Source organism: Bradyrhizobium sp. 2TAF24 (assembly GCF_052115025.1).
Taxonomy (GTDB): domain Bacteria; phylum Pseudomonadota; class Alphaproteobacteria; order Rhizobiales; family Xanthobacteraceae; genus Bradyrhizobium_A.
This window is the reverse complement of sequence record NZ_JBFRFW010000007.1, coordinates 44,166-61,221: the sequence shown is the minus strand read 5'-3', so window position 1 is coordinate 61,221 and position 17,056 is coordinate 44,166. Positions and strand designations below refer to the sequence as shown.

At 66.9% G+C, this 17,056-nt stretch carries 17 protein-coding genes and 1 tRNA gene; 3 read left to right on the top strand and 15 right to left on the bottom strand.

Features of this window, described 5'->3' with window-relative positions; genetic code table 11:
* Positions 1 to 359: 359 nt before the first annotated feature.
* From AB4Z37_RS12795 to tesB, 10 genes are all read right to left on the bottom strand, one after another.
* A complete protein-coding gene (locus AB4Z37_RS12795) occupies positions 360 to 2,867 on the bottom strand; it encodes a DNA translocase FtsK (protein WP_441517116.1) in 2,508 nt (835 codons plus the stop codon).
* Positions 2,864 to 4,096 (bottom strand): aminotransferase class I/II-fold pyridoxal phosphate-dependent enzyme, encoded by a 1,233-nt coding sequence (locus tag AB4Z37_RS12790; RefSeq protein WP_441517115.1) that lies wholly within the window; start codon positions 4,094 to 4,096, stop codon positions 2,864 to 2,866. Before AB4Z37_RS12790 ends, AB4Z37_RS12795 begins: the two co-directional genes overlap by 4 nt.
* A 240-nt stretch (positions 4,097 to 4,336) precedes the next feature.
* Positions 4,337 to 5,776 (bottom strand): ammonium transporter, encoded by a 1,440-nt coding sequence (locus AB4Z37_RS12785; RefSeq protein WP_441517114.1) that lies wholly within the window; start codon positions 5,774 to 5,776, stop codon positions 4,337 to 4,339.
* Between the two features lie 34 nt (positions 5,777 to 5,810).
* Positions 5,811 to 6,149 (bottom strand): P-II family nitrogen regulator, encoded by a 339-nt coding sequence (locus tag AB4Z37_RS12780; RefSeq protein ID WP_441517113.1) that lies wholly within the window; start codon positions 6,147 to 6,149, stop codon positions 5,811 to 5,813.
* A 430-nt stretch (positions 6,150 to 6,579) separates the two neighbouring features.
* Positions 6,580 to 7,185: an ATP-dependent Clp protease proteolytic subunit gene (locus tag AB4Z37_RS12775; RefSeq protein ID WP_441517112.1), complete on the bottom strand. Its 606-nt coding sequence runs from the start codon at positions 7,183 to 7,185 to the stop codon at positions 6,580 to 6,582.
* Positions 7,186 to 7,263: 78 nt separating this feature from the next.
* Complete coding sequence (locus tag AB4Z37_RS12770; protein ID WP_441517111.1) at positions 7,264 to 7,632, bottom strand: SRPBCC family protein; 369 nt, start codon at positions 7,630 to 7,632, stop codon at positions 7,264 to 7,266.
* Entirely contained in the window at positions 7,629 to 7,940 is a 312-nt protein-coding gene (locus tag AB4Z37_RS12765) for an ArsR/SmtB family transcription factor (RefSeq protein ID WP_441517110.1), read from the bottom strand. Before AB4Z37_RS12765 ends, AB4Z37_RS12770 begins: the two co-directional genes overlap by 4 nt.
* A gap of 98 nt (positions 7,941 to 8,038) precedes the next feature.
* Positions 8,039 to 9,418: an ammonium transporter gene (locus AB4Z37_RS12760; protein ID WP_441517109.1), complete on the bottom strand. Its 1,380-nt coding sequence runs from the start codon at positions 9,416 to 9,418 to the stop codon at positions 8,039 to 8,041.
* Positions 9,419 to 9,491: 73 nt separating this feature from the next.
* A complete protein-coding gene (locus AB4Z37_RS12755) occupies positions 9,492 to 9,830 on the bottom strand; it encodes a P-II family nitrogen regulator (RefSeq protein WP_441517108.1) in 339 nt (112 codons plus the stop codon).
* Between the two features lie 332 nt (positions 9,831 to 10,162).
* Entirely contained in the window at positions 10,163 to 11,026 is an 864-nt protein-coding gene (tesB, locus tag AB4Z37_RS12750; RefSeq protein WP_441517107.1) for an acyl-CoA thioesterase II, read from the bottom strand.
* A 170-nt stretch (positions 11,027 to 11,196) separates the two neighbouring features.
* Here tesB and AB4Z37_RS12745 point away from each other — a divergent pair, with 170 nt between their 5' ends.
* Positions 11,197 to 12,417, top strand: a complete 1,221-nt coding sequence (locus tag AB4Z37_RS12745) for a ubiquinone biosynthesis hydroxylase (protein WP_441517106.1) — start codon at positions 11,197 to 11,199, stop codon at positions 12,415 to 12,417.
* 204 nt (positions 12,418 to 12,621) lie between these two features.
* Here AB4Z37_RS12745 and AB4Z37_RS12740 read toward each other — a convergent pair whose 3' ends face one another.
* Positions 12,622 to 12,819: a Trm112 family protein gene (locus AB4Z37_RS12740; RefSeq protein WP_441517105.1), complete on the bottom strand. Its 198-nt coding sequence runs from the start codon at positions 12,817 to 12,819 to the stop codon at positions 12,622 to 12,624.
* 82 nt (positions 12,820 to 12,901) lie between these two features.
* Positions 12,902 to 13,444 (bottom strand): TetR/AcrR family transcriptional regulator, encoded by a 543-nt coding sequence (locus AB4Z37_RS12735; protein ID WP_441517104.1) that lies wholly within the window; start codon positions 13,442 to 13,444, stop codon positions 12,902 to 12,904.
* A gap of 102 nt (positions 13,445 to 13,546) precedes the next feature.
* On the opposite strand from AB4Z37_RS12735, the gene AB4Z37_RS12730 reads away from it, so the two are divergent.
* Complete coding sequence (locus AB4Z37_RS12730; RefSeq protein WP_441517103.1) at positions 13,547 to 13,897, top strand: hypothetical protein; 351 nt, start codon at positions 13,547 to 13,549, stop codon at positions 13,895 to 13,897.
* 30 nt (positions 13,898 to 13,927) lie between these two features.
* Here AB4Z37_RS12730 and AB4Z37_RS12725 read toward each other — a convergent pair whose 3' ends face one another.
* Both AB4Z37_RS12725 and trxA read right to left on the bottom strand, forming a co-directional pair.
* Positions 13,928 to 14,602 carry an LON peptidase substrate-binding domain-containing protein gene (locus tag AB4Z37_RS12725; RefSeq protein ID WP_441517102.1) on the bottom strand — a complete coding sequence of 225 codons (675 nt, stop codon included), beginning with the start codon at positions 14,600 to 14,602 and terminating at the stop codon, positions 13,928 to 13,930.
* 84 nt (positions 14,603 to 14,686) lie between these two features.
* A complete protein-coding gene (gene trxA, locus AB4Z37_RS12720) occupies positions 14,687 to 15,604 on the bottom strand; it encodes a thioredoxin (protein WP_441517101.1) in 918 nt (305 codons plus the stop codon).
* 296 nt (positions 15,605 to 15,900) lie between these two features.
* Between trxA and AB4Z37_RS12715 the strand changes: the two genes are divergently transcribed.
* Positions 15,901 to 15,975: transfer RNA gene (locus AB4Z37_RS12715), tRNA-Gly, on the top strand.
* Positions 15,976 to 16,123: 148 nt separating this feature from the next.
* Here AB4Z37_RS12715 and AB4Z37_RS12710 read toward each other — a convergent pair.
* Complete coding sequence (locus AB4Z37_RS12710; RefSeq protein WP_441517100.1) at positions 16,124 to 17,017, bottom strand: LysR substrate-binding domain-containing protein; 894 nt, start codon at positions 17,015 to 17,017, stop codon at positions 16,124 to 16,126.
* Positions 17,018 to 17,056 lie beyond the last annotated feature (39 nt).

The window sequence follows — 17,056 nt, the reverse complement described above, 5'->3', positions numbered from 1 at the left end:
ATGGTTTGATCCGTCCGGTGCGGCGTCTGTCCGGCAAAGTCGAATCCGGCGTGCGTGAAAGACCAGTTCCCTCGAGCGGGGGGCGAATGAGCCGAGGGCCGGTAGACCAGTGTGGCGGATCTGATATTCGCTCAGCATTTGCCGTGAGTCCCCCGAGCGAATGTCTGATCCAAAAACCATACTGGAAACCTGTACTTGCTGGTGTCTCCGATGGCTCCAACATGCGCAGAGAGTCCGCCGCGAAAGGGTGCGAATGTCAGAACCGGGACACTAGCCGTTTTCCCGGCTGGCGCTAGCCCAAAGCTGTGGCGATTTCGCGACCCGGTCCGCAGGTGCTGTATCACTGATGTCACCACGGCTCAGTAGCGCTCTTCTTCCTCACCAACGAGGATCTCGCGCTTGCCGGCGTGGTTGGCCGGACCGACGATACCCTCCTGCTCCATCCGCTCCATCAGCGAGGCGGCGCGGTTGTAGCCGATCTGCAGCCGGCGCTGGATGTAGCTGGTCGAGGCCTTGCGGTCGCGCTTGACGATCTGGACCGCCTGCGCAAACAGGTCGTTGCCTTCGCCGCCACCCATGCCGGTGGAGTCGAACACCGCGCCATCCTCCTCGGCCTCTTCCTCGGTGGTGACGGCTTCGAGATATTCCGGCGAGCCCTGCGCCTTGAGATGGCGCACCACTTTCTCGACTTCGTCGTCGGACACGAACGGGCCGTGGACGCGGCTGATGCGGCCGCCGCCGGCCATGTACAGCATGTCGCCCTGTCCCAGCAGCTGCTCGGCGCCCATTTCGCCGAGAATGGTGCGGCTGTCGATCTTCGACGTCACCTGGAAGGAGATGCGGGTCGGGAAGTTGGCCTTGATGGTGCCGGTGATGACGTCGACCGAGGGACGCTGCGTCGCGAGGATGACATGCAGGCCGGCGGCGCGCGCCATCTGCGCGAGGCGCTGCACGGTGCCTTCGATGTCCTTGCCGGCCACCATCATCAGGTCGGCCATCTCGTCGACGATGATGACGATGTAGGGCAGCGGATCGAGATCGAGCTTCTCTTCCTCGTAGATCGCCTTGCCGGTCTCCTTGTCGAAGCCGGTGTGCACGGTGCGGGTCAGCTCCTCGCCATTGGCGCGCGCTTCGGCGAGCCGCACATTGTAGCCGTCGATGTTGCGCACACCGAGCTTGGCCATGTTCTTGTAGCGCTGCTCCATCTCGCGCACCGCCCACTTCAGCGCCACGACCGCCTTCTTCGGGTCGGTGACCACCGGGGTCAGAAGATGCGGGATGCCGTCATAGACCGACAATTCCAGCATCTTGGGATCGACCATGATCAGGCGGCACTGGTCCGGGCGCAGCCGGTACACGAGGCTCAGGATCATGGTGTTGATCGCCACCGACTTGCCGGAGCCGGTGGTGCCGGCGATCAGGAGATGCGGCATGCGGGCGAGATCGACCACGATCGGCTCGCCGCCGATGTTCTTGCCGAGGCAGAGCGGCAGCTTGGCGGTCGACTCCGCGCCCTCCTTGGTCGACAGCATCTCGCGGAAATAGACCTTCTCGCGGTGCTCGTTCGGCAGCTCGATGCCGATGGCGTTGCGGCCGGGGACCACCGCGACGCGGGCCGACAGCGCGCTCATCGACCGCGCGATGTCGTCGGCGAGGCCGATGACGCGCGACGACTTGATGCCGGGCGCCGGCTCGAGCTCGTACAGCGTGACCACGGGGCCGGGCCGTGCATTGGTGATCTCGCCGCGGACGCCGAAGTCCTGCAGCACGCCCTCGAGCGCCTTGGAGTTGTGCTCGAGCTCGGCCTTGCTGAGCGGCTTGCGGTCGCCGGCCTTGGGTGCGGCGAGGACCGACAGCGGCGGCAGGGCGAACGCGACGGACGATTTCTTCGCGGGCGGCGCGGGCTTCGCCGCACGCTTGCGCGGCGGCGGGGCGACCGGCTCCTCGTCGTCCTCCTCGTCCTCGCCGACATCTTCCGCCTCGACATCGTGCTCGGCCGCGGCGGCGTAGTCGTCGTCTTCCTCGTCGTCGTCGTGATGCGGGGCGATCGACGGGCTCTTGCGGTCGCCGAGCCGCGGCTCGCGCCGTTCCAGCGGCGCGGCCCGCGCGGTCTCGCGGTTGGCGACCAGCAGGCCATAGCCGATCCGCATCGCGCGCCACAGCTGCGCCTTCAGGCTGAGCAGGCCGTGCACCAGCCATCCCAGCGACACCGAGCGACGCTCCTCGTCCTCGTCCATCGGCAGATCGTCATCCTCGTCGCGCGCCGGGGTGCGCGCGTCGGCGATGCTTTCCTGCGCGCCGAGGCCGCAGGCGAACAGGAACGTCACCGCCATGGCCACGAACAGGATGCCGCCGAGAACAGCGCGATAGGTAAAGCCGGGGGGCCCGAAAATGACCGCGGGCGCCCGCACCAGGGCATCGCCGACCACACCGCCGAGCCCGGTGGGCAGCGGCCATGTCGCCGAGCGCGGCCAGCAGCTGCAGAAGCCGGCGGCGATGGTGGCGCTGAGAATCCAGCTCGCGATCCGCAGCGCTTCGCGGTCGAACGGCCGGTGGGTCATCATGCGCCAGCCCCACACCGCGACCGGCAGCACGATCATGACGGCGCCGAGCCCCATGATCTGCATCAGCAGGTCGGCGCCGATGGCGCCGGGGAAGCCCATGATGTTGTGGATCTTGCCAGCGGTGGCGTGGCTGAGGCTCGGGTCCTGCACCGACCAGGTGATCAGCGCGGCAGCCATGACGCCGGAAAGCGCGACGAGGCCGAGGCCGGCAAGCTCGCGCAGGCGGCGCACCACCATCTCGCGCAGCGGGTCCGGCAGCTGGCCGACCAGCGGAATGACGCGCTCGATCGCCGGCATGCTCATCGCGCCTCCTGCGCGGGGGCCCCGTCCAGCACGGCGACGATGCGGTGCAGCGCATCCGCGGTGATGTCGCTTTCCTGCACCAGCGCGACGCGGATGTAGCCGGCGCCGGGGTTGCTGCCGTCAGCCTGTTGTCGCGCCAGATAGCTGCCGGGAATGACCCGCACCCCGGCCTCCTTGAACAGCCTGACCGTGGCGGCCTCGTCGCCGCCATGGGCGGAGACGTCGAGCCACAGGCAGAAGCCGCCGGCCGGGCGCTTGTAGCCGAAGCGCGATCCCAGGATCTGGTCGGCGAGGTCGAACTTCAGGCGGTAGCGCGCGCGGTTGTCCTCGACATGCGCCTCGTCGCCATAGGCGGCGACGGCGACATGCTGCAGCGGCACCGGCACCGTGGGCGCCGCGACGTTGCGCAGTTCATGCATGCGGGCGAGGAACGCCTTGTCGCCGGCGGCGAAGCCGACGCGCATGCCCGGCAGGTTCGAGCGCTTCGACAGCGACTGGAACACGGCGACATTGGCGAAGTCGGGCCCGGCGCATTCGAGAATGCTGCCCGGCGCGGCATGGGTATAGATCTCCGAATAGCACTCGTCGCTCAGCACCACGAAGCCATGGCGGTCGGCGAGCGCCTTCAGACGCCTGAAATAGTCTGATGAGGCCACCGCGCCCTGCGGGTTGGCGGGGGAGGCGAGAAAGAACGCCACGGTGCGCGCCAGCGTCGCCTCGTCGAGGGCGTCGAGGTCGGGCAGGAAGCCGTTGTCCGGCGTGGTCGGCAGCAGCACGCGCTCGCAGCCGGCGGCATCGGTGCCGGCCGCATAGGCGGGATAGAACGGGTTCGGCAGCAGGATCGCGGGCTTGCCCGGGCGCGGCCCGACATGGCGCGACGCGGCGATGGCGGCGAAGAACAGCCCCTCGCGGCTGCCGCTGAGTACCAGCACCTCGGTGTCCGGATCGATCGGCCGGGGCAGGGTGAAGCGGCGGTCGAGCCAGCTGGCGGCGGCCTTGCGGAACGGCTCGATGCCCTTGGCGGCGGGATAGCGGCCGAACTCGGTGGCATGCTGGGTCAGCACCGGGCCGACGAAGGCCGGCACCGGGTGCTGCGGCTCGCCGAGCGACAGGTTGATCAGCGGCTTGCCCGGCTCAAGTCCCCTCAGCAGGTCGGTCAGCCGCGCGAACGGCGAGCGCTCGCTGTCCTGGCTGCCTTGCGCCGGGGAGGGAGAAGCGGGTGTAACCATCTTGAAACGCCAGCACTTTTGATCTGTCGATCGCACCGTGAGATCGAACGGGACCGGATCAGATCACCATAGATGCGGCGAGGTTAAGACGCGATTAACCATCGGCGAGAGCGCGGGACCGGCGGCAGTGATTATGCCGGTTCCGAAAAGGTGAAGGGCCCCGGCTTGCGCCGGGGCCCTTCGTACGGACGGGGCATTGCCGGGTTAGTGCCCCAACCGTGTCCCTTGAGAAGCGCCGCCTTACATGTTGTAGGCGCGCTCCGTGTGCTCGGTGACGTCGAGGCCTTCGCGTTCCTTCTCGACATTGACGCGCAGACCGACGATGACGTCGACCACCTTGTAGAGGATCGCCGAGCCGATGCCCGACCACACCAGCGTGGTGGCCACGGCCTTGAACTGCGCGATCATCTGGGTGGTGAAGTCGTAGTCGCCGATCTTGCCGGCGACGTAGTCCATCACGCCGGTGCCGCCGAGCGCCGGGTTGACGAGGATGCCGGTGCCGAGCGCGCCGACGATGCCGCCGATGCAGTGCACACCGAACACGTCCAGCGAGTCGTCATAGCCGAGCGCGTTCTTGATGACGGTGCAGAAGAACAGGCAGACCACACCGACCACGAGGCCGAGCACGATGGCGCCCATCGGGCCGGAGTAGCCGGCCGCCGGCGTCACCGCGACAAGGCCCGCCACCGCACCCGACAGCGCGCCGAGCAGCGAGGGATGACCCTTGATGATCCACTCGGCGAACATCCACGACAGCGCCGCAGCGGCGGTGGCGAGGAACGAGTTGGTCATCGCAAGCGCGGCGCCGCCGTTGGCTTCGAGGTTGGAGCCGGCGTTGAAGCCGAACCAGCCGACCCACAGCAGCGAAGCGCCGATCATGGTCATGGTCAGCGAGTGCGGGGCCATCAGCTCCTTGCCGTAGCCGGTGCGCTTGCCGATCAGCAGGGCGCCGACGAGGCCGGCGATGCCGGCGTTGATGTGCACCACGGTGCCGCCCGCGAAGTCGAGGGCGCCCCACAGATACACCTGACCGGCATCGGCCATCACTTCGTCAAGCTTGGCCTGCGCCGCCGCCTTGGCATCGGGAGCCGCCGCCGCCAGCGCCTTCGCTGCATCGACGATGGCGTCCGGGCCGGCCCAGTACCAGACCATGTGGGCGATCGGGAAGTAGATGATCGTCACCCACAGCGGGATGAACAGCGCGATCGCCGCGAACTTCATGCGCTCGGCGAAGGCACCGACGATGAGAGCTGGCGTGATCGCCGCGAAGGTCATCTGGAAGCAGAAGTAGATGAGCTCGGAGATGTTGGCGCCGGCGGTGAAGGTCGCCGCCATCGAGTCGGGCGTGATGCCCATCATGAAGGCCTTGGAGAAGCCGCCGATGTAGGGCGAGCCGCCGGTGAAGGCGAGGCTGTAGCCGTAGAGCGCCCACAGCACGCAGACGACGCAGACGGTGTAGAACACCTGGGCGAGGACCGACAGCATGTTCTTGGAGCGGACGAGGCCGCCGTAGAACAGCGCAAGGCCGGGGATGGTCATCAACAGCACGAGCACCGTCGAGGTCAGCATCCAGGCATTGTCGCCCTTGTTGACCGTGGGTTCGGCATGCGCGGCAGTCGCGGCGAGAACGCCGACGGCAAGAGCTGCCAATCCCGCGCCGGTAGGACGCTTGAACGTCATATGTTTTACTCCTGAGTGAATGAAAAGCGCGAAATCAGAGGGCAGCCGCGTCGGACTCGCCGGTCCGGATGCGCACCGCGTGTTCGAGGCTCATGACGAAGATCTTGCCGTCGCCGATCTGGCCGGTTTTGGCCGCGCCGGTGATGGCGTCGATGGTCTTGTCGACCTGGTCCGAGGCGACGGCGACCTCGAGCTTGATCTTCGGCAGGAAACTCACGGCATACTCGGCGCCGCGGTAGATTTCGGTATGGCCCTTTTGGCGGCCATAGCCTTTGACTTCGGTTACCGTCAGTCCGTGAACGCCGATGGCGGTCAGGGCGTCACGGACCTCTTCCAATTTGAATGGCTTGATAATGGCCATAACAATTTTCATGGGTTCATTTCCCCGCTTGGGCCCGGCCGTCACTGGCCAGGCGGTACTGACTGAAGGTCACCACGCGAAGACGAGCACTTCCCCACGGGCCAGCCGGCACCCATAGAATCAAATGCCGTGCCAACCGGCCGGTGCGGCCTAATGGTCTATGAATCCGAGGGTTTTCTTGCGGGGGTGCAAAAGAGGGGGTGCGCGCCAAACTGTCGCGCCCAAAACTTAGTCAGGTTAGCCCAACTCATGGGCAAAACAGATAATCGACACAATTGTGCCCAAGCGAGCGGCAGCAAAAAACAAAGGCGGATGGGGTCCGCGAGCTGTGGCCGGCTGCCGAAGGGCCGCGGAAAATCCAGCAGAAACATAAGGATATCGGATGGCCGGTTGCCGCCTCGTCGCTCGCAGGCGCGTCCCGCGGCCCGCGCCCTTGCCTGGGTTACGCGGCGGCTTCCCGCGCCGACACCACCCGGTCGATCAGCCCGAACGCCAGCGCCTCGTCGGCGGACATGAAGTGGTCGCGGTCGAGCGTTCGTTCCACCTCCTCATAGCTGCGCCCGCAGTGCTCGGCATAGAGGCGGGTGATGCGGTGCTTGGTCTGCCGGATCTCCTCGGCATGGATCAGGATGTCGGAGGCCTGGCCCTGGAAGCCGCCGAGCGGCTGATGGACATGCAGGCTGGCATTGGGCAGGGCGGTGCGGTGGCCGGGCTCGCCCGCCATCAGCAGGAACGATCCCATCGAGCGCGCGGTGCCCATGCACAGGGTGTGCACCGGCGACTTGATGAACTGCATGGTGTCGTACATCGCAAGCCCCGAGGTGATCACCCCGCCATAGGAGTTGATGTAGAGGTTGATCGGCTTGTTGGGGTTGTCGGCCTCCAGGAACAACAGCTGCGCACAGACGAGGCCGGACATCGCGTCATTGACCTCGCCGTTGAGGAAGATGATGCGCTCGCGCAGCAGCCGCGAGTAGATATCGAACGAGCGTTCGCCGCGGCTCGACTGTTCGACGACCATGGGGACGAGCTGCATCATGTCGCGCATCGGCGACCTCCCTTTCAGTGATGAGGGTGGGGATCAGGCGTTAAGCCGCTTGAGCGAGACCAGCGATCGTCTCGCCGCTCAGGCGGCGCGCATCAGAACGTCGTTGCTGTTGGCGCCGTGCAGCGCCTGCGCGGCGTGGTGTTGCGTGATGCCGAGTTCGTGGATGATGTAGACGCGCGTGCCGCCTGCCGGTGTCGGGGTCAGGCGAAAGGTGACGACGCTCTCACGAAACGGCGGCCGCGGATCGCGCATGCGGTAGCGCACTTCCTCGCCGTCGACGGTGGTGTCGGGTTCGGCCGTCGCAAGATCGGCATCGGGGAGCCAGCGCTCGCGCAGCGCCGGGATGGTGACCGCGCGCCAGACCTTTTCGGGCGGCGCCTCGAACTCATAGTCCAGCTCCAGCCTGTCGTGCTCGGGGGTGCGGTCCGCAGTCGCCGGCTCGGTCATTGGTCCATGTCCTTCAGCAGGGTCCGGAGCGCGTCCATCCGCTGTGGCCAGTAGGCGCGGTAGCGTGCGAGCCACGTGCCGATGTCCGCGATGCCGTTGGGGTCGACCTCGTAGTTGACGAAGCGGCCCTGGCGCTCCTCGCGCACGAGCCCGGCGGCGCGCAGCACCGCGAGGTGCTGCGACATGGCGGGCTGGCTGATGGTCATGCCCTCGCGCAGGGCGCTGGCGTTCTGGCTGCCGCTCGCGAGCTTGTCGAAGATCGCTCGTCGGGTGGGATCGGCCAGCGCCTTGAAGATGTCGTTCTCCATGAACGACACATAAGCAAATACTTATTTGAAATGCAAGCCCTGCCTGGCAGGGATGCGCCGCGCCGACCGAAGCCGTGCGCGGCGCAGGTCTGCGGCGGCTACTGCAGCGCCTCGCCGTGCTGGGTGATGTCGAGGCCTTCCAGCTCCTGGTCCTTGGTGACGCGCAGCGGCACCATGACGTCGACGATCTTGAGCAGCACGAAGGTTACGCCGCCGGTCCACGCGAAGGTGACGGCGATGCCGTAGAGCTGGCTCAGGATCAGCTTGCTGTTGCCCTCGATCAGCCCGGACGAGCCGCCGATCGCGGAGGTGGCGAACACGCCGACCAGCAGCGTGCCGAGCAGGCCGCCGATGCCATGAATGCCGAACACGTCGAGCGAGTCGTCGTAGTTGAAGCGATGCTTGAGGCTGGTGCAGGCCCAGAAGCACACCGCGCCGGCGACGATGCCGATGACGATGCCGTGCCACGGCGCCACGAAGCCGGAGGCAGGCGTGATGGTGCCGAGGCCCGCGACCGCGCCGGAGATCATGCCGAGCACGGAGGGCTTGCGACGTGTCAGCCATTCGATCGCGGTCCAGGTCAACGCGCCGGCGCAGGCGGCGAGATGGGTGGCGAAGATCGCCATCACCGCGCGTGAGCCGGCTTCCAGCGCCGAGCCGCCATTGAAGCCGAACCAGCCGACCCACAACAGGCCGGTGCCGATGATCGCCAGCGACAGGTCGTAGGGCGCGAGATTGTCGGTGCCGTAGCCGCGGCGATTGCCCATCACCAGCGCGGCGACGAGGCCGGCCGTGCCGGCGCTGAGGTGCACCACGAGGCCGCCGGCGAAATCGAGCGTGCCCGCTGCGGCAAGGAAGCCGCCGCCCCAGATCCAGTGCGCGAGCGGCACATAGACCAGCGTGAACCAGCACAGCGAGAACACCACATAGGCAGAGAAGCGCAGGCGATCGGCCACCGCGCCCGCCACCAGCGCCACGGTGATGACAGCGAAGGTCATCTGGTAGAGCGCGAACAGCGCCTCGGGAATCGTCTTCGCCAGCGGATTGACGCTGGTCATGTCGACGCCGGCGAGCAGTCCGCGGTCGAGCGTGCCGATCCAGGCGCCGTCGCCGACGAAGGCGAGGCTGTAGCCGTAGATCACCCACAGGATCGAGATCAGCGCCACGGCGGCGAGGCTCTGCGCCATGGTGGCGAGCACGTTCTTCTTGCGCACCATGCCGGAGTAGAACAGCGCGAGGCCGGGAATGGTCATCATCAGCACCAACGCGGTCGCGACGATCATCCAGGCGGTGTCGGCGGCATTGATGCTGCCGGATGCGGCCTGCGCCAGCGCGGGCGTGGTGCCACCTGCGGCCAGCAGCGCCGCGGCGCCGAAGGTCGCGGCGGCGAGACCGCGGCGCGAAGTGGCGATGAAATGCGCGCGTGCACGCGTCGCAAGAGCAGCCGCACGCGACGCGCGGCAGGGCGTGATCGTCATGGAAGATCCCCGGCAGGCAACAATGAAGGCGCGCGCGGCGTTGGGCGCGCCGAGACGAGAATGAGAAATGGCGTCAGAGCGCGTCGGTGTCGGTTTCGCCGGTGCGGATGCGCAGCGCGTGATCGATCGGCGTGACGAAGATCTTGCCGTCGCCGATCTGCCCGGTGCGCGCGCCCGCGGTGATGACCTCGACCGCCTTGTCGGCGAGCTCCGAGGAGACAGCGATCTCGATGCGCAGCTTGGGCAGGAAGTTCACCACATACTCTGCGCCACGATAGATTTCGGTATGGCCCTTCTGGCGGCCGTAACCCTTGACCTCGGTCACCGTCATGCCGTGCACGCCGATGGCGGTCAGTGCCTGGCGCACCTCGTCGAGCTTGAACGGTTTGATGATCGCAACAACAAGTTTCATAGTCCCCGGCCTTCCCAGCTCTCTCATGCGCCTCTCTCATGCGCCCTGGACCGCCGTCCGCAAAGCCCGCTGGCAGTCCACGCCGGCGGCGTCACGGGATCGCGCCCGTATGTCAGCGATATGACATCAGCGATATGACAATTGACGACGACGCCCTTCCGCGCCTGCCGACGCGGGCGGCACGGACGCAGGAAATAAGCAGGTTTATTGCCTGCGATAAAGGCTGTCGGCAAAATATTACGGCAATTCCGGGCGGGTGATGCCCAATTGCACGGCACGGCGGGACGTCGTGGCCAGCGGCAGGCCGCGGCGCGGCCTGCACGGATGGGTCATCAGCTCTTGCGCTCGCGGATCGAGCCTTCCTGGGCGACGGAAGCGACCAGCGTGCCGTCCGGCTTGAAGATCAGCCCGCGGGTCAGGCCGCGGCCGCCCTGGGCGCTCGGCGAATCCTGGCTGTAGAGCAGCCATTCGTCGGCGCGGAACGGGCGGTGAAACCACATCGCATGGTCGAGGCTCGCCGGCATCATGCGCTTGTCGAACAGGGTGCGGCCATAACGCGCCATCGCCGCGTCGAGCAGCGAGAAGTCGGAGGCGTAAGCGAGCGCGCACATGTGCAGGGCCGGATCGTCCGGCAGCTTGGCGGCGGTGCGGATCCAGACATGGATGCGGCCATCCTCGATCTTCTGGCCGAAATAGCGACCGAGCTCGACCGGGCGCAGCTCGATCGGGCGGTCGGATTCGTAATAGCGGCGGATGAACTCCGGCATCTCCCGGAACATCGGCTGCTTGGCGACCTCTTCGGCGGTGAGCTTTTCCGGCGGCGGCACGTCGGGCATCACCTCCTGGTGGTCGAACGAGCCTTCTTCCTCGACATGGAACGAAACCATGATGGAAAAGATGGCGTGGCCATGCTGGATCGCGGTGACGCGGCGGGTACTGTAGCTCTTGCCGTCGCGCAGCCGCTCGACCTCGTAGATGATCGGGATCTGCGGGTCGCCCGGCAGGATGAAGTAGCAGTGCAATGAATGCGGCACGCGGCCTTCGACCGTGCGGCACGCCGCCACCATGGCCTGGCCGATGACCTGGCCGCCGAACACCCGCTGCCAGCTGGTCTTGGGACTGATGCCACGGAATAAATTCACTTCCAGCGGCTCGATGTCGAGAATCGAGATCAGGTCAATCAGGCTTTTCGACATGGCGTGTCTCGGTCCTCGGTTGCGCCGGACCCGTCGGTCCGCCGTCGCAATTTGAACATTTCCGGGCACACGGAATTGCTGATAGAACAACAGCATCCGCCGTGTTCCAGGCGCGGGACTATGTTGCCCAAGCGTGCGTGCGTGGCAAGAGCGAGTATGGAAAGACGACCATGTCCACGCAACGAGGTATCGTCATCGGCGGCGGCGCATTCGCAGGGCTCGCCCTGGCGCTGGCGCTCCGCCAGGGGTTCGGCGATACCACCCCGATCATCGTCGCCGATCCGGCACTGGCGACGCGGCCGTCCCGCGACCCCCGCGCCTCGGCGATCGTGGCCGCCTGCCGGCGGCTGTTCGAGGCGCTGGACGTGTGGGGCGACGTCGCAGCCGAGGCGCAGCCGATCCTCGACATGGTGGTGACCGACAGCCAGCTCGCGGATGCGACGCGGCCGGTGTTCCTCACCTTCGGCGGCGAGGTCGCGCCGGGCGAGCCATTCGCGCACATGGTGGAGAACCGCCGTCTGATCGACGCGCTGGCGACGCGCGCGGAAGCCTCCGGCATCACCCTGCGCGCCGCCGCCGTGACGACATTCGAGACGCGCAGCGACGGCATCGCGGTGCGCCTCAGCAGCGGCGAGACCATCGAGGCTGCCCTCCTGGTCGCCGCCGACGGCGCGCGCTCGAAGCTGCGTGAGCGCGCCGGCATTGCCACCCATGGCTGGGAGTACGATCAGTCGGGCATCGTCGTCACTGTCGGCCACGAGCGCGATCATGAGGGCCGCGCCGAGGAGCATTTCCTGCCGGCCGGGCCGTTCGCGATTCTGCCGCTGATGGGCCGGCGCTCGTCGCTGGTGTGGACCGAGAAGCGGCACGAGGCGGCGCGGATCGTGGCGCTGCCAGCCGACGAATTCCAGCGGGAGCTGGAGATGCGGTTCGGGCTGAAGCTTGGCGAGGTGCGGGCGCTGGATGCGCCGCGCGCGTTTCCGCTCGGCTATTTCGTCGCCCGCTCCTTCGTCGCGCCGCGGCTGGCGCTGGTCGGCGACGCCGCCCATGTCATCCATCCGATCGCCGGACAGGGCCTCAACATGGGGCTGAAGGACATCGCCGCACTTGCCGAATGCGTGGTGGATGCGGCGCGGCTCGGTATCGATCCGGGGCAGGCCGACGTGCTCGAGCGCTATCAGCGCTGGCGGCGCTTCGACACCATGGCGATGGGGGTCGCCACCAACACGCTGAACATGCTGTTCTCCAATGAATCGACGCTGCTGCGCAGCGTGCGCGACATCGGGCTCGGCCTCGTTGACCGGTTGCCGCCGCTGAAAAGCGCCTTCATCCGTCAGGCTGCGGGCCTTGCCGGCGAGGTGCCGCGCCTGCTGCGCGGCGAGGCGCTGTAGCGTCCGCAAGCCGATCGTGGGCCACGCGGTTAGGCTGTTTCCCAGAGTTTGCGACGTCCCATGCGTCATTGCCGGGCTGGACCCGGCAAACCAGCCTACTCACTACACGACGTGCGTTTCTTAAGCAGGATCACCGGGTCAAGCCCGGTGATGACGCAGAAAATGTGGAAGCGCGCTGTGTCCCGTCGCGAACCGTCTTCCGCCTCAGTCCAGCTTGCGCGCCTCTTCGGGCAGCATGATCGGGATGCCGTCACGGATCGGGTAGGCGAGCTTGGCGGAGCGCGAGATCAGTTCCTGCCGTTCGGCATCGTACTCCAGCGGGCCCTTGGTCAGCGGGCACACCAGGATCTCGAGCAGTTTCGGATCGACGGCGTCCGGGCGCTGGGTCGGGGATGTCGTCATGGCAGGCTCCGGCGTGAACTCGTGAAGATGCTCTCCTGCTAGCACATCTGTGCAGCGGATGGATATCGCGCGGGCGCGCTGTTCAGTCGCGCGCGCCGGCCATCCGGACCAGTTCGTCGACCAGCGCCGTCAGCGGTTCGGCGGGCGGCGCCCGGTCCGACAGCGCGAAGCCGAGAAACGCCCAGTACAGGATCTGTGCGCGGGCTTGTGCGGCGGCCGCCGGCACGCCGGCGGCGACCAGCAGGTCCGCGACATAGCCGAGACGGCGGCGGTCCACCGCCTGCACGGCCCGGCGCGCCGCGGCATCATGGGTTGCCCAGCCGCGCACCGCCATCTCCAGCGCCGGCCGTGCGGCGAACACGCGGCGCAGCAGCCGGCGCAGCGGCATGTCCTCGGGCGGCGCCTGTTCCACATCGGCGATGATGTTGTCGAGCGCAACCTCGCGCCAGCGTCCGAGCACCGCGGCGTGATAGGCGGCGATGTCGGCGAAATGCCAGTAGAAGCTGCCGCGGGACACGCCCATCGCCTTCGCCAGCGGATCCGCTTTCAGCGCGATGAAGCCGTCGCGCGCCAGCGTTCGCAACCCCTGGTCGAGCCAGTCCTGCGCCGACAGCTGATCCGCCATCTATCGACCATCCATCTCGTTCATGAGTCACCATACACAACTGTATTGACAGGGGCCAGCGATCGGCGCATCGTCACCATACACAACTGTATGGTGACGATGATGCGTGATCTGATGCTGCAGATTGCCGGCGTGATCGCGATTCTCACCGCGCTGGTGCACGGCGTGCTCGGTGAAACCAAGGTGTTTGCCAACGCCACGATCGAGCCGCGGCGACTGCGCACGCTGATTCGCCTGGTCTGGCAATGCAGCACCGTGGCATGGATCGCCGGCGGCGTGCTGCTGGTCGCGGCGCCGCATGTCGCACCAGCGACGGCACGGCACTGGATCGTGGTGATCGTCGCGGCGATGTATGCGTTCGGTGCGCTCGCCAACGCCTGCGCGACGCGCGGCCGGCATCCCGGCTGGATGGCGTTGGCGCTGGCGGTCGGATTGGCGGCGGCGGGGTATTGAGCGTCCGCGCGGCGGGCGACGGGTTGTCGGTTACTGCAGGGGCGGGTCGCCGGATGTCTTCTTCTTGGCGAGGTCCATCTCGGTCACCGCGATCAGGATCTCGGCGCGGGTCTTGAGATCGCGCGCCTCGAGCAGTGCCTGCTTCTCGGCGGCGCCAAAGGGCGACATCATCGCGAGCGCGTTGACCAGCGCCTCGTTGGGAGCGCCGTCGATGCCTTCCCAGTCGACCTTGAGCTGGTTGGCCTTGAGGAACGCGCGCAGCGCCGACAGCAGCGCCTCGCGGTCGACCTCGTCCTCGCCCTTGCGGGCGGTGAAATCGTCGATGAAGGGCTCATAATTCACACGGCAGCGCCGGTAGGCGGTGGTCACCGCGATCTCCTCGACCACCTTGAAGCGTGATACGCCGGTGAGCTCGAGGATGTAACGGCCGTCGCCGGCTTCGGCGAGCTGGGTGATGCGGCCGACACAGCCGACCTGGAACAGCACGGGGCGGTCGGCATTGTGCGAATGCGCGACGTCCGGCTGAATCATGCCGATCAGGCGATGGCCCTCACGCAGCGCATCGTCGACCATCGCGAGATAGCGCGGCTCGAAGATGTTGAGCGGCATCTGCCCGCGCGGCAGCAGCAGCGCGCCGGTCAGGGGAAACACCGGAATGATGGCGGGAAGATCCGCAGGTCCGCGATATTCGACGTTGATCGGCATCGGTTGTTTCTCGGCTTCACATCGCGGCGGCGTCTCGTCGGAGACGCGGGGCGGTCGCCGCGGCGGCGCCGCCCGCGCGCGGCGTCAGGAGAACAGGATCGAGGACAGGCGGCGCCGTCCCTCGGTGGTCGCCTCGTCGGTCGGTCCCCACGCCTCGAACAGCTGCACGAGCTGCTTGCGTGCGCCGTCGTCGTTCCACTTGCGGTCGCGGCGCACGATCTCCAGCAGGTGATCGGTCGCTTCCGCCCGCTTGCCGGCGGCGTTCAGCGCGGTGGCGAGGTCGAACCGCGCCTGATGATCCTTGGGATCCGCGGAAACCTTCTGCTCGAGCTCGGCGAGCGGGCCGAGTGATTCGGCCTGGGCGGCGAGGTCGAGAATCGCCTGCACCGCCTTGACCGCCGGATCGTTGCGCTTGGATTCGGGCACCATGGCGAGCGTCTGGGCCGCCTGGTCGATGGCGCCGGTTTCCGCATAGCAGCGCGCGAGCCCCGCCAGCGCCGTGATGTTCTCCGGATCTTCGCCGAGCACCTGGGCGTAGATCGCGGCGGCCGTCTCCGCATCGCCGGCAGCCAGGGCTGCGTCGGCTTCCTTGAGCAGGTCGGCGGCCGTGCCGGTCGGCGGCTGGTTCTTGGTCAAGCGCTCGATGAAGGCGTTGATCTGGCCTTCCGGCACCGCGCCCATGAAGCCGTCGGCCGGCTGGCCGTTGACGAAAGCGATCACCGCGGGGATCGACTGGATGCCCATCTGGCCGGGAATCGCCGGATGCTCGTCGATGTTCATCTTGACCAGCTTGACCTTGCCCTTGGCGGCGCGAACGGCCTTTTCCAGGATCGGGGTCAGCTGTTTGCAGGGACCGCACCACGGCGCCCAGAAGTCGATCAGCACCGGCTGCTGGCGCGATTCCTCGATGACGTCCTTCATGAACGTCTGGGTGGTGGTGTCCTTGATCAGATTGGCGGAAGCCGGCGGAATTTCGCCGCTGTTCTGGTCGATAATTGTCACGTGGTCCTCGCCTGGCGCCCGTTGGCCGTCCCGATGCCCCTCGCATTGTCGGGATGGGCCGATCCTATCACGGCCCCGAAGATAAATGGCGGCAAAGGCCGGTATTTTCAATCACCGGGAACCGGCGCGAATCGCCGCTGGCGTGGCGAAATCCAGGCCGTTGAGGCCGCGAAATGTCGCAAAACCGTCTGTTAAGCGTCATCGCCAGTTTAATTGCGACCAGCCTGTTGCATTCCCCGGCGGCATTTGGCATAGGACAGCCCGTCGGCGCTCCGCGGGGCGCCAATATCTCGGATGCGGGTGTAGCTCAGGGGTAGAGCACAACCTTGCCAAGGTTGGGGTCGAGGGTTCGAATCCCTTCGCCCGCTCCAGATCTTCTCAAGACGAACAGCTTCTCAAAACGATCAGTGGTTTGCGAGAATGCGCGCCGCACGGCGCGGCACCGCCTTGGTGCACCGTCTTCATCATTCCCGGCACGTTACAATGGTCGACCGTCCGCTCTCGCCGACGAGCGGCGACCTAGATCCGCTCGCCCGCCAGCCTGTGCACCAGCATGTCGACAAACAGGCGGGTGCGCGCCGGCGTGCCGACGCTGCCAGGCCACACGGCGCTCACCGGTATCGGGGGCGGCTGGTGCTCGGGCAGAAGAATTTCCAGGCGGCCGTCGTCGATGTCCTGGCGAACCTGCCATAACGGCGCGAGCCCGATACCTGCCCCATGCAGCACCGCCACATTCGCGGCTGCGGCATCGTTGGTACGGAACGCGCCTTTCACGGCTGTTCGCACCACCGCGCCATTCACTGTGAGTGGCCACGCGTCGCCCTCCGGGCCGACCGTGCGCACGACGCACAGATGCGACGCGAGATCGTCGGGCGTGCGTGGAGAGCCGTGGCGCGCGAGATAGCTTGGCGCCGCGACAACGATTCGGCGGAGTTGGGCGACCTTGCGCGACCTCAGGCTTGCAGCGCCGAGGTCGCCGATCCGGATGGCGACGTCGAGCCTGTCCTCGATCATGTCAGCGAAGGCGTCGGTCAGAGCGAGCTCGATCTCGAGATCCGGAAATTTGTGCTGGAACGCGACCGCGGACGGGACCACAAAGTTTGGGGCAAACCGGACAGGGGCGCCGATCCTGAACAGTCCGCTCACCCGCGCGGTCTCTCGTTTCGCGTCGGCCCGGGCATCGTTGATGTCCTTCAACGCGGCTCGCAGCCGCTCATGGAGGGTGAGGCCGGCCGGCGTGGGATTGAGCCGCCGGGTCGTCCGCCGCACGAGCTCGACCCCGAGCTCTTCCTCCAGTGTCGCGATCGCGCGGCTGACCGACTGCAGCGATCGGTTCAGGCGTTTTGCGGCCGCCGTCAGGCTGCCGCGGTCGATGGTTTCGACGAACGCCTCATACTGCTCGATGCTCGCCATATTCTCACGATTAGTGGAATAACTATTTGCATTTTTGGT

Coding starts and splice junctions, on each gene's coding strand:
- AB4Z37_RS12795 (WP_441517116.1), bottom strand. CDS start 2,867: ATGAGCATGCCGGCGATCGAGCGCGTCATTCCGCTGGTCGGCCAGCTG.
- AB4Z37_RS12790 (WP_441517115.1), bottom strand. CDS start 4,096: ATGGTTACACCCGCTTCTCCCTCCCCGGCGCAAGGCAGCCAGGACAGC.
- AB4Z37_RS12785 (WP_441517114.1), bottom strand. CDS start 5,776: ATGACGTTCAAGCGTCCTACCGGCGCGGGATTGGCAGCTCTTGCCGTC.
- AB4Z37_RS12780 (WP_441517113.1), bottom strand. CDS start 6,149: ATGAAAATTGTTATGGCCATTATCAAGCCATTCAAATTGGAAGAGGTC.
- AB4Z37_RS12775 (WP_441517112.1), bottom strand. CDS start 7,185: ATGCGCGACATGATGCAGCTCGTCCCCATGGTCGTCGAACAGTCGAGC.
- AB4Z37_RS12770 (WP_441517111.1), bottom strand. CDS start 7,632: ATGACCGAGCCGGCGACTGCGGACCGCACCCCCGAGCACGACAGGCTG.
- AB4Z37_RS12765 (WP_441517110.1), bottom strand. CDS start 7,940: ATGGAGAACGACATCTTCAAGGCGCTGGCCGATCCCACCCGACGAGCG.
- AB4Z37_RS12760 (WP_441517109.1), bottom strand. CDS start 9,418: ATGACGATCACGCCCTGCCGCGCGTCGCGTGCGGCTGCTCTTGCGACG.
- AB4Z37_RS12755 (WP_441517108.1), bottom strand. CDS start 9,830: ATGAAACTTGTTGTTGCGATCATCAAACCGTTCAAGCTCGACGAGGTG.
- tesB (WP_441517107.1), bottom strand. CDS start 11,026: ATGTCGAAAAGCCTGATTGACCTGATCTCGATTCTCGACATCGAGCCG.
- AB4Z37_RS12745 (WP_441517106.1), top strand. CDS start 11,197: ATGTCCACGCAACGAGGTATCGTCATCGGCGGCGGCGCATTCGCAGGG.
- AB4Z37_RS12740 (WP_441517105.1), bottom strand. CDS start 12,819: ATGACGACATCCCCGACCCAGCGCCCGGACGCCGTCGATCCGAAACTG.
- AB4Z37_RS12735 (WP_441517104.1), bottom strand. CDS start 13,444: ATGGCGGATCAGCTGTCGGCGCAGGACTGGCTCGACCAGGGGTTGCGA.
- AB4Z37_RS12730 (WP_441517103.1), top strand. CDS start 13,547: ATGCGTGATCTGATGCTGCAGATTGCCGGCGTGATCGCGATTCTCACC.
- AB4Z37_RS12725 (WP_441517102.1), bottom strand. CDS start 14,602: ATGCCGATCAACGTCGAATATCGCGGACCTGCGGATCTTCCCGCCATC.
- AB4Z37_RS12710 (WP_441517100.1), bottom strand. CDS start 17,017: ATGGCGAGCATCGAGCAGTATGAGGCGTTCGTCGAAACCATCGACCGC.